The following is an 11,745-nucleotide window of genomic DNA, read 5'->3' as shown; positions in this document are numbered from 1 at the left end:
AAAATAAGACTAAGATGAAAAAGTTTCTGAAAATCACATTGCTGGTAGTCCTAACAGCCGGTATCATAGGGACATTTGTATTCCTGTGGATGAAATCAAGACCGAAAGTTGTTGTATACGAAACAGTAAACGCCGAGATCACCGATCTACAAAAAACAACAGTGGCCACGGGTAAAGTAGAGCCTCGCGATGAAATCCTCATCAAGCCTCAAATCTCGGGTATCATTGACGAAGTATACAAAGAAGCCGGACAGAGCATCCGCAAAGGTGAAGTGATTGCCAAAGTAAAGGTAATCCCGGAGTTAGGACAGGTAAACTCTGCCGAAAGCCGTGTACGCCTGGCGGAAATTAATGAGAAACAGGCACAGACGGATTTTGACCGCGTAGAGAAGTTGTTCAAAGACAAACTCATCAGCCGCGAAGACTTCGAAAAAAGCGAAGTGGCACTGAAACAGGCGCGTGTAGAAGTACAGACGGCTAAAGATGCACTTGAAATTATCAAAGAAGGGATTACTAAAAACAGCGCTTCACTCTCCAGTACTTTAATCCGTTCGACAATAGACGGGCTGATATTGGATGTCCCGGTAAAAGCCGGTAACTCCGTAATTATGAGTAATACGTTCAATGACGGAACAACCATCGCTACGGTGGCCAATATGAATGATTTGATTTTTAAAGGTAAGATAGACGAAACGGAAGTCGGACGTATTCACGAAGGAATGCCTGTAAAACTAACCATCGGCGCATTACAAAATCTGACATTCGATGCCAAACTGGAATATATTTCTCCTAAAGGGGTGGAGGAAAACGGCGCTAACCAATTTGAGATAAAAGCAGCAGTATCCGTGCCCGACAGCGTACAAATCCGTTCAGGCTATTCGGCAAATGCAGAAATTGTGCTTCAACGCGCCCAACAGACCTTAGCAGTGCCTGAAAGTGTTATTGAGTTCAGTGGCGACTCCACTTTTGTCTATGTAATGACAGATTCGGTACCGGAACAAAAATTCCAACGCAAACCAGTAACTGCCGGCATGAGCGATGGTATCAAAATAGAGATAAAAAGCGGCGTGACAGCGAAAGATAAAATCCGTGGGGCAGAAAAGAAAGATAAATAATAAAATCAATAACAGGAAATTATGAAAAAAGGACTTATTATATTCTCTCTTGCCACACTCTGCGTCACCAGCCAGGCGCAGGAAGGATGGACGCTACGCCAATGTATCGACTATGCCATCGAACACAATATCGAAATCCAGCAGACAGCCAATGAAGCTGAACAAAATGCCATAGAAGTAAATACGGCAAAATGGGCAAGGCTGCCGAATCTGAGCGGTTCGGCAGGGCAAAATTGGAGCTGGGGACGTTCACAGTCACCCAAAGACAATACATACAGTGATGTAAACAGTGGCAGTACACAATTCGGACTTAATACCAATGTTCCGTTGTTCACCGGACTGCAACTGCCCAATCAGTATGCACTTTCCAAACTGAACCTTAAAGCGGCAATCGAAGACCTGAACAAGGCTAAGGAGGACATTGCTATCAATGTAACTTCCTCTTATCTACAGGTTTTGTTCAATATGGAACTCAGTAAGGTAGCAGCCAGCCAGACGGAACTCAGTAAAGAACAATGCAAACGTATCATCCGCCTTGCCGAAGTAGGAAAGGCTTCGTCTGCCGAAGTAGCCGAAGCTAAAGCCCGTGTGGCACAAGACGAAATGAGCCTGGTACAAGCTGAAAACAATTACCAGCTGGCTCTGCTGGATCTAAGTCAGTTATTGGAACTGCCTACCCCCGAAGGATTTACACTCGCACAACCTGATACTGTAGTAAACTTCGTTCCGTTGACAGCACCGGACGATATATATACGGAAGCATTGAGCAATAAACCCGGTATCCGAGCTGCGCAATTCCGCTTGGAAGGAAGCGAAAAAAGCATACGCATAGCTCAAAGTAATTATTATCCACAACTTTCTTTCGGAGCAAGTATAGGAACAAATTTCTATACATTGAACGGTTCTGCCGAACACAGCTTCGGTTCTCAATTGAAAAATAATCTGAATAAAGGCATCGGATTCAATCTGAGTGTGCCATTATTCAACCGCTTGGCTACCCGTAACCGTGTTCGCAGTGCCCGGTTGCAGCAAACCAACCTTGCCCTGCAACTGGACAACACCAAGAAGGTGCTTTACAAAGAAATTCAACAGGCATGGTACAACGCTGTAGCTGCCGAAAGTAAATTCAATAGCAGTATGGCAGCCGTTACCGCCAATGAAGAATCTTTCCGTCTGATGAGTGAGAAATTCGATAACGGGAAAGCCACTTTTGTGGAATACAATGAAGCCAAACAAAATCTAACAAAATCATTATCAGACAAAATACAGGCAAAATATGACTACCTGTTCCGCACCAAGATTCTCGACTTCTACAAAGGAAAAGCAATCGAATAATCAATAATATCAGTTATCTTTGCTTCATAAACTAAAAAAGACAAGTATATGAAGCAAAGATTTGAAAATAGCCAGTTTCAACTTAAACTTTTATATATCGGACAGTTCCTTATGGAATTCCCAATATGGTGCAGCCAATCAAGCCGAGTTCACAAGGCAACGTACAAAAATCCTTGCCGCCCTTAAAGCCATGAATGCAGATATATATGCTCTTTGCGAGGTTGGTGAAGGAAGAACGGCCGTACAAGATATAGTAAACGGACTAAATGAAGCAGACGGAACGGATAAATATGCTTATATAGATAGCGGAGATAGCCACGAAAGTACCTACACTAAAAATGTATTTGTTTACAACACAACCAAAGTAACACCCTACAAAGAATTCCGTACCATCGGCTCGTACCTTAAACTCCGCCATGTGGCACAAGCTTTTGATCTGAAAGAGAATCAGGAAAGATTGATAATCTCATTAAATCACTTCAAATCAAAGTCAAGCGGTAGCGGAAGCAATGCCGATCAATACGACGGGCAAGGAAGCTCAAATATTCAACGGCAATCCGAGGCTCGTACACTCGTCAATGAATTGAATGCCCTGATCAGCTATTACGAGGATCCGGATATATTGATATTGGGTGATTTAAACGCATACTCAAAAGAAGACCCCATCCGAATATTAACAAACGCTTCTTTGATAAATCTGCTCGAACAATTCTCTCCCCGGGATTATAGCTATGTTTATAACGGAGCTACCGGTTATCTGGATCATTCAATTGCTTCTATCAGCATGAGTAAACAAGTAACAGATGCATTCCCCTGGCATATTAACGCAGATGAACAAAGTAAATTCGGTTATAAATATGCTGCAGATTATTCTCCGGACCCATACCGTTGTTCCGACCATGATCCGATCATCACAACCTTGATGTTAGGACAAACAACAGGAAACGGTCATCAGGAAGCCACCGCCAAAAACAGAATTCAAATCTTCGGTAATCCCCGCGACGGTTACTTAACCTTGAAAGGAGAAAATATAAATAAGGTAGAAGTTCTTTCTGTCAACGGACAAATCATTGTCACGAATACGGTTCACCCATCCGAAAGTTATTTTATTCTGCCAACAGATGTTTTAGCTGAAGGATTCTATTTAATACGTGTATATAATGGAGGATCGTATACCACGCTTAAAATTATAATTCCATAATAAAAGGCTTCGTATAACCTTTCGGAAATACGAAGCCTGACATTTCTTTCTATTTTTATTACAATATAGTTTAATAAGCAATGGCTATCAGTTCAAAATCATTGTCGCATTTATTCAAAGTATTCAAACTCCAGTCTTTCCCTGCTTCATTCCACTTGTAATTTACATATGCCACCGGCATATTATCCGCATTAAGCTCATAAACACTTTTCTCTACCGAATCAATGTAAGCTTTATGACGTTCATTCCAGCGGGCGTATTCCATAGTTATTTCATTGCCGCCATATAAATAAGTTATCTTAAAATAAGGCACCCATTTATCACGACTTCCATCCCATTTAAATGCTTCTTTAGCAGTCATTCTCTTCTGGTTATCATAAGAAAAATCGTATTTCATATGTCTGTAAAGAGAACCATCCATTCTATAAATCACTTTTGAAGTAACAAGATCACCATCTTTAATTTCATTAGTTACGAAGTTTTCTTCCTGAGCTTTCAACTCTGCATTTGTAATGCCTATAACTGCCATAGCTGCCAAAACAATCATTCTGAAAAATACTGTTGCTTTCATAATCGTATCTATTTATTTAGTTAAACTTTTTCCCATTTATACATTAGACGTATCTATTCATTCAAAGGTTGCATCATTTTCTGTTTTTTTTCTACTCTTTTTTGATGCTTGTCTTCATGTGTATGAATGCAAGTAATATGCCAAAGCAATAACACACTGGTTATCAGCAATTAATCAAAAATCTAATATGTACGAAAATGAACACATGTACGCTTATATGCGGACAGTATACTATTTTTAATTATCTTTGTCTCCCGCTTTATGGAACAACAAAAAGAATATAGAAGTATCGTAAAAACCACTGCCCTCTTTGGGGGAGTGCAAGCTTTTCAAGTTCTGCTAACTTTGGTACGTACCAAAGTGGTAGCATTGCTTCTTGGAGTAGACGGTGTAGGATTATTAGGACTGTTGAATAATACCATAAGCATGGTGCAAAGCATTACAGGATTGGGGATTAATCAAGGTGGAGTAAAAAGTATATCTGCCGCAGGCAATCCCCAGAAGGCGGCACAAACAGCTTCTTTGGTGAGACAAATGAGTTTGTATGCCGGACTATTCGGCTCAGCAGTGATATTAACTCTTTCCCCATGGTTATCACAGTGGAGCTTCGGTAACCGGGATTTTACAGGAGCTTATATGTGGTTAGCCTGCACATTACTATTTGATACGCTAACGAAAGGCGAATTGGCCATCTTCCAAGGCTTCCGGCGTCTCCGGATTCTGGCACAAGCCAATTTAATCGGTGCATCCGCAGGCCTGTTAATCTCCCTACCTATATATTACATATGGAGAACAGATGGCATTGTAGCCGCCATTATCCTTTCCTCTATCTGCGGTTATTTCGCTACTTTACTATTTCGTGACAAGCAAAAGACTCCTCCCCTCCCCATCTGCCAAGAAGGTAAAAGCATCATTACCATCGGAGCGATACTCACAATCAGCGGTTTTGCCAGTACATTAGTCAGTTATTTATTTAATATTTACCTCAGAAGTCATGGTGGTCTGCAAGATGTAGGTATCTATCAATCCGGGTTCGGGTTAATTGATAAGTATGTAGGTCTTATTTTTGTGGCAATGAGTACAGACTATTATCCGCGTCTGGCAGCAGTCCACACCCAAAACACGAAATTAAGTTCCATCATGAATCAACAGACAGTAGTATCATTATTGATATTATGCCCGGTAATTGCCATCTTTCTGCCTACCGCTCCTTTAATCGTACAGTTACTCCTTACAAAGTCTTTCTTACCAGTCATTCCCTTTCTGTCATGGGCTATATTGGGAATGATTTTCAAAGTAACTTCAACCTGTTTAGGATATATACTTATCGTTAAAGGAGCACATCGTTTATTTCTCGGTACCGAACTATTATCTTCAATAATCATTTTAAGTAGCAATATTATAGGATATACTTTAGCTGGAATCAAAGGTATTGGCATTGCTTTCCTTATTAGTTATATTTGTTATTTTATTGTAGTAGGCAGCATTTGCCGCTACAAATTTAACATTAAATTCAACAAAGAAGTTATTAGATTGTTTTTTTTCACAATGACAACTTCAATAGTCAGTTTTATTACAATCTATTATGGGATACCAATAAATCCATGGGCAGGATATACATTCTGCAGTTTATTAATATTAATAAACTGTATTTTTTCTCTTAGAAGACTATGGCTACATATTAAATAAAACAATTATATTTGTATTCATGAATCCTCAATTAAGCATCATTATCCCATTCTATGGAAAAGCTGACAAGACTTTGTTGCAGTACTGTATCGATTCCATTAACAATCAAGCTATACCATTAGAAAAATATGAACTGATTATTGCAGATGGTAATGGAAAAAATTTAGGTGCAGGTGCAGCCCGTAATAATGGTATTCTTCAAGCTAATGGAGAATATATTCTTTTCGTAGATGCAGACGACTATTTATTTCCTAATTCTTTACTTCATTGTCTCGATTTCTTAGAAAAAGAACATCCTGATGTCTTATCTTTTAAGTTCCAAAAAGTAATACAAGCCAATCAATCTCAAAAAAAGAAAAAGTGTCGACACACAATATACACATCAGGAGCAGAATTTATGGCTAAATGCAATTTTATGGGAGCCGCCTGTATCCATTTTGTGCGAAAGGAACTATTAATAAAACATCAACTTTTTTTCCCAGAAAATACATATCATGAAGATGAGGCTTTTGTTGCTTTGCTATATTTTTATGCTCAAAAAACGATTATTACCAATTGGCATATATATGCATATTTTCAACACCCTCAATCTATTACTTATCAAAGAGACGAGGAACAAGGGCTAAAGCACGTAAAAGATTTCTACAATATTTTATCCTATTTACGTAGCTTTTTAGAAACAGAGTACAAGGTGACTCCGCTTCAGCAAAAAGCTCTACAACGAAGAATACATTTTTTAACAATAGACTATATACAGCAACTTATACTTAACCGGCGTTCACTCTCTTTTATTCTGTCTGAAATAAAGAAACTTGCAGTAGACAAATATATTCCACTTCCAGCGAATAAATATTCTTGGAAATACACCATTGCTCAAACAATTATTAATTTATTAACGCATTTATGAAAATACTACTTCTCGGAGAATTCAGTAATTTGCATTGGACACTAGCGGAAGGACTTCGTAAGTTAGGACACGAAGTATGTGTTGTCTCCAACGGAGACCGTTGGAGAAATTATCAACGTGATATTTCTCTCACAAGACAATCTGATAGTATATTAGACGGCATACAATATGTACTACAATTACTTCGTGTTCTTCCTCTATTAAAAGGATACGATGTGGTGCAATTAATCAATCCATGTTTCCTACATCTAAAAGCTCAAAAATGTTTGTATATCTACCAATACCTGCGTAAGCACAATAAAAAAGTTTTTTTGGGTGCTTTTGGAAATGACTTTTATTGGACCAGTTTATGTATGAAAACAAATGCCCTTCGCTATTCAGAATTCAAAATCGGAGATAAAGAACGCTATACTGCAAACAATCACAATATCCTTCAAGAATGCCTTTATGGGAATACAGCTTATACAACAAAAGAAATTGCCCAAACCTGTAACGGCATTATAGCTTGCCTATGGGAATACTATGTAGCCTATATTCCCTATTTTCCCGATAAAACGACTTTTATTCCCCTCCCTATCGATTACTCCAACATTACGAGCCGTGTACGGACAGAGCCTGAGAAAGTAAACTTTTTCATTGGCATCCAGTCTGCACGGAGCGATATAAAAGGAACGGATATTATGTATCCCGTCTTAAAAGAGATACAAAAAAAATACCCGGACCAATGTCGTATCACAGAAGCGATCGATGCTCCGTACGCGATTTATCAAAAATTAATGGATGATGCTGATGTACAATTAGACCAGCTCTACTCATACACTCCTTCCATGAATTCATTATTAGCCATGGCAAAAGGAGTGATTGTGCTGGGCGGCGGAGAAGAAGAAAATTATGAAATAATAAATGAAAAAGAGCTACGTCCCATTATCAATGTATATCCCTCCGAAGAAGATATCTTCCAAAAATTAGAATACATCGTATTAAACAAGGAACGTATTCCGGAATTATCAGCGCAAAGTATCGAATATGTAAGAAAACATCATAACTATGTAAAGGTGGCACAGCAATATGTTGATTTTTGGGAAGCACATTAAAAAACTGTACTCTTTTTCTTACACAAACCGGTTCAGTGCGGCAATTACCGTATCGACCTCTTCATCCGTCATCAGCGGAGACATCGGCAGACTGAGTTCTTCCCGATGTATTCGTTCAGTCACCGGCAATGACAGAGAGCTATATTCGGTAAAGGCTTCCTGTTTATGCGGAGGTATCGGATAGTGTATCTGTGCCTGTATTCCCTCCGCTGCAAGAAAGGCTTGCAATCTGTCACGACAAGAAGAAAAAACCGGAAAAATGTGAAATACATGTTGTTTCCAGTCATCGACAGACGGTAAAGTCAACAGAGGATTTTTAATTCCATCAAGATATCGGCAGGCAATATTTCGGCGTCGCTCATTATCGACATCCAGACGAGCCAATTTAAGCCGAAGCACAGCAGCCTGCAGCTCGTCAAGGCGACTGTTAATTCCCTTGCAAAGATGAACATACTTGGCAGAAGAACCATAATTGGCAATAGAACGTATCATCGCAGCAAGCTGTTGGTCATTCGTTGTCACTGCACCGCCATCTCCCAAAGCTCCAAGATTTTTTGCCGGATAGAAACTGAATCCGGCCGCATCTCCAAGATTACCGGTACGTTTTCCATGATAAACCGCCCCATGCGATTGTGCAGCATCCTCCACAACTTTCAGACGATAAGATGCCGCTATATTCAATATAGGTTGCATATCAGCACATCTTCCATATAAATGTACGGGAAGTATCGCTTTAGTCCGGGAATTAATCAAAGTTTCTATCGCTTCGGGCGCTATATTACAGGAATCAAAAGAAGGCTCGCAAAACACGGGTTTCAGCCCGGCACGAACCACTGACAAAATAGAAGCAATATATGTATTGGCAGGAACAATCACTTCATCTCCCGGCTGCATCTCTCCCAACTCGCGATAAGCCATAAAAATAAGGGTCAAGGCATCCAAACCATTTCCTACACCAATACAATATCGGGTTCCGCAATATCCGGCAAAAGCCTCTTCAAAAGCACGGGTCTCTTCTCCTTGAAGATACCAACCGGAACGGGTTACACGAACCACCGTTTCCGATAGCTCCGGTTCAAAAGAGTCACTAATACGCTGTAAATCAAAATACTTAATCATTTAGTACAGATTTTAAAGAAAGTTCATACGTATCATACATCACCGCACGTCCGCCAAATCCCTCTTTCTGAAAGATCAACCCTTCATTCAAGTAACGGCCTCCATCCTCCACAGAGACCCCGAAATCAAAATACTTCCTATCGGTATAAATTTGATGAATCAAATAATCAAATAAGATATCGAGTGCCCCCATTTCCCGGCCTTGTCCGGTAGAAGCAATATACTGAACATGAGCTACTTCTCCGGTAAGATACATTACACATCCTCCTACAGTCTCTTCACCGTCCAACACCCGGTAAAGTTTTATTTCTTCCGGGAAAAGACGACTCAAACAGACCATTTCTTTCAAAGAATGAACAGGCAATCTGTCGTGACGTTGTTGGAGATTTTGTTCCAAAACCGGCCAAAAAGCATCAAAATTTTCATCCTGGCAGACTTTCAGTCCATGATTACGAGCCTGTTTCAACTTACGGCGACGGAGAGTACTGAATGGGTATCCTTTTTCCGGTATTACCACAGAAGATATTTTCCGCTCTGTCAAACGGGCATTCAACCGAAAAAGGGCATACAAATCCTCTTCCGACGGATAATTATGATAAATAAATGGAATGGTACGATAAACGATCCTACCAACTCCGGCAGTCCCCTTTAAATAGCGGCATAAGAGGTAAAACGCCTCCAACACTACCGTTGCAGTGGCATGATAAGAAAGAATAAACCCGCCGTATGTCAGCCCGCCATGCGAATAATAAGTATCATCACTCTCATTGCCGGGCAATAAAGCTATCAACCGCCCTCCTTTGTAAAACATCAGAGAATGATCTGCAAAACGATCTGCATGATAATCCATATAATCACGCATAAACAAAAACGTACCGTTTTTAGAGGTAGCAACAAAACTATCCCAAACAGTCTTCTGCTCCGCTGTATAACGAACTATATTCAACTGCAAGTCTTGGGTAGCGGGTATCATTTCTTTATATATTCCAGAAAATCGTCGTATGAATTAATATAATTGTCCAGGCAATAAGGATGAGAAGCTAAAACCAGCACAACAGCGTCCGATGAAAAATTACTCATTACTTTCCACATTCCCGGAGGAATCAACAAGCCTTCGGAAGGAGAAGACAAATGATAATATTTACGTCCCGTTTCATCTTCCGTCCAGATATCGAAACTACCACTTACAGCCACAATATACTCGGATAATTCCGTATTAGCATGTTGTCCCCGTTCTTGTCCTTCAGGTACATTATGTATCCAGAATACACGTGCCACTTCAAAAGGTATATCCTGACCTACTTCAAGAAGAGTCAGACTTCCTCGTTTATCTGTAAATGTCTTTAAACGTTCCATAACTTTATAGAATAACGATATTTAGCTGATATTATTATACGAATGACCGTTTATAGTTGCCTATACACCCGGAAGATTAGGATCCGGATTAGTTTCAACATATTGAAACCACTTGCTTCATCCAGATGAAACACATTGTGCCAACCGGATGGAACACATTGTGCCAATAAGATGAAACCCATCGTTTCTTCCTATTGAAACGATGGGCTCCTTTACCTAAACGGGCACTTAGGTCCGTACACATATATTATTAGTATTAGTTATCTTCTTGACGAACTGCTTCCCCGTTCGGAAGAATTTGAAGAAGAACTTCTCCGGCTGCTACTGCCGGAAGAAGAACTTGAAGCAGAAGAACCGCGACTGGATTGTCCGTTGGATACCGAACTGCTACGAGTACTGCTACGCGTAGTACTACGGTTGGAGTTTGAGCTACTACTGCTTGGAGATGTAGTTGTCCGGCTTGTTGAAGAACTGCTACTGCGCCTGCTACTCCCAGAATTTGTGTTATTATTTACCGGTGTACTGCTGCCCGAACTGTTATTTTCCCTTCGGCTACTTGACGAGTTCTCCCGGCTCGATGATGACGAAGAGGTATTACTCGGGCGGGTAGTAGTCGTACCTGTACTCGGACGGGTTGTAGTACTCGGACGGGTACTCGCGCCCGTGCTCGGACGGGTTGTACCGGTACTCGGGCGAGTAGACACACTGGGACGAGTGGTTGTTGTACCCGGTCTCGAACTCGGTCTTGTGCTTGTATTCGGACGAATATTTACCGAACCGAAATCGGAACGGCGATTCGTATGATATACCCGATCATTTCTCACACTATAATCTCCTCTATAATAATTATGGTTATACCTTCCACGATAATAGCTTACATTGTGAAAATGCGTCCGGTAGTGTCCTCCCGAATAGCTACGATAATGGTAGGGTTTCGGAAAATAGAAATAGTTACGATTGGTATAAGTAATGTAGACACGGAAATTCCATCCGCCACCACTTGCATAGATCGGACGATAGAAATAATCGGCTTGCAGAAAACGTCGATACTGCGCATCGCTCAATACCCAACGCAAGTCGTCGTTACGTACATCCAGATAATTATAATAATCATCCAACGCCCATTCGTATCCACGTATCACGTCATCCATCAGATAGCGGATGGAATAGATAAAATCGAAATTGATCTCGTAGACATCATTATACTGGGCAGTATTCAGGTTCAGTTCATACGCCATCTTATCTGTCAGGAAACGCGTCTCCTTACGAACTCTGCTATTGCTCATAGCGGCCATACTCACACTGCTCATGGCAGTTATCCCGATGGCAAATAATATTAAAATAATTCGTTTCATAAT

General features: G+C 40.4%; 11 protein-coding genes. 6 read left to right on the top strand and 5 right to left on the bottom strand.

What is annotated here, in order from left to right; genetic code table 11:
- Positions 1-14 precede the first annotated feature (14 nt).
- The 3 genes from QVP90_RS12015 to QVP90_RS12005 all read left to right on the top strand — a co-directional run bounded on the left by QVP90_RS12015 (position 15) and on the right by QVP90_RS12005 (position 3,651).
- Positions 15-1,115 carry an efflux RND transporter periplasmic adaptor subunit gene (locus tag QVP90_RS12015; RefSeq protein WP_007478889.1) on the top strand — a complete coding sequence of 367 codons (1,101 nt, stop codon included), beginning with the start codon at positions 15-17 and terminating at the stop codon, positions 1,113-1,115.
- A gap of 21 nt (positions 1,116-1,136) precedes the next feature.
- Positions 1,137-2,450: a TolC family protein gene (locus tag QVP90_RS12010; RefSeq protein ID WP_021936563.1), complete on the top strand. Its 1,314-nt coding sequence runs from the start codon at positions 1,137-1,139 to the stop codon at positions 2,448-2,450.
- 61 nt (positions 2,451-2,511) lie between these two features.
- On the top strand, positions 2,512-3,651 hold the full coding sequence (locus tag QVP90_RS12005; protein ID WP_264380969.1) for an endonuclease/exonuclease/phosphatase family protein: 1,140 nt from the start codon (positions 2,512-2,514) through the stop codon (positions 3,649-3,651).
- A gap of 70 nt (positions 3,652-3,721) precedes the next feature.
- Here the strand turns inward: QVP90_RS12005 and QVP90_RS12000 are convergent, their stop codons facing one another.
- A complete protein-coding gene (locus tag QVP90_RS12000; RefSeq protein ID WP_005926491.1) occupies positions 3,722-4,222 on the bottom strand; it encodes a DUF3836 domain-containing protein in 501 nt (166 codons plus the stop codon).
- Between the two features lie 261 nt (positions 4,223-4,483).
- Between QVP90_RS12000 and QVP90_RS11995 the strand changes: the two genes are divergently transcribed.
- The 3 genes from QVP90_RS11995 to QVP90_RS11985 are packed head-to-tail and all read left to right on the top strand — an operon-like array spanning position 4,484 to position 7,912.
- Positions 4,484-5,911, top strand: a complete 1,428-nt coding sequence (locus QVP90_RS11995) for an O-antigen translocase (protein ID WP_005926494.1) — start codon at positions 4,484-4,486, stop codon at positions 5,909-5,911.
- Positions 5,912-5,930: 19 nt separating this feature from the next.
- Positions 5,931-6,818 carry a glycosyltransferase family 2 protein gene (locus QVP90_RS11990; RefSeq protein WP_021936561.1) on the top strand — a complete coding sequence of 296 codons (888 nt, stop codon included), beginning with the start codon at positions 5,931-5,933 and terminating at the stop codon, positions 6,816-6,818.
- Entirely contained in the window at positions 6,815-7,912 is a 1,098-nt protein-coding gene (locus QVP90_RS11985; protein WP_005926500.1) for a glycosyltransferase family protein, read from the top strand. Before QVP90_RS11990 ends, QVP90_RS11985 begins: the two co-directional genes overlap by 4 nt.
- Before the next feature lie 18 nt (positions 7,913-7,930).
- Here the strand turns inward: QVP90_RS11985 and QVP90_RS11980 are convergent, their stop codons facing one another.
- The 4 genes from QVP90_RS11980 to QVP90_RS11965 form a co-directional block, all read right to left on the bottom strand.
- A complete protein-coding gene (locus QVP90_RS11980) occupies positions 7,931-9,031 on the bottom strand; it encodes a DegT/DnrJ/EryC1/StrS family aminotransferase (RefSeq protein ID WP_021936560.1) in 1,101 nt (366 codons plus the stop codon).
- Positions 9,024-10,004: a GNAT family N-acetyltransferase gene (locus tag QVP90_RS11975; RefSeq protein ID WP_005926505.1), complete on the bottom strand. Its 981-nt coding sequence runs from the start codon at positions 10,002-10,004 to the stop codon at positions 9,024-9,026. Before QVP90_RS11975 ends, QVP90_RS11980 begins: the two co-directional genes overlap by 8 nt.
- The gene (locus tag QVP90_RS11970; RefSeq protein WP_021936559.1) at positions 10,001-10,387 is read right to left on the bottom strand and encodes a sugar 3,4-ketoisomerase; all 387 of its coding nucleotides are present in this window, start codon (positions 10,385-10,387) and stop codon (positions 10,001-10,003) included. Before QVP90_RS11970 ends, QVP90_RS11975 begins: the two co-directional genes overlap by 4 nt.
- Before the next feature lie 260 nt (positions 10,388-10,647).
- On the bottom strand, positions 10,648-11,742 hold the full coding sequence (locus QVP90_RS11965; RefSeq protein WP_021936558.1) for a hypothetical protein: 1,095 nt from the start codon (positions 11,740-11,742) through the stop codon (positions 10,648-10,650).
- Positions 11,743-11,745: the final 3 nt, after the last annotated feature.

Origin of the sequence: Bacteroides sp. CAG:189, from assembly GCF_000432295.1 — a bacterium.
GTDB lineage: Bacteria > Bacteroidota > Bacteroidia > Bacteroidales > Bacteroidaceae > Bacteroides > Bacteroides salyersiae.
This window is presented reverse-complemented; position numbering and strand designations above follow the sequence as displayed.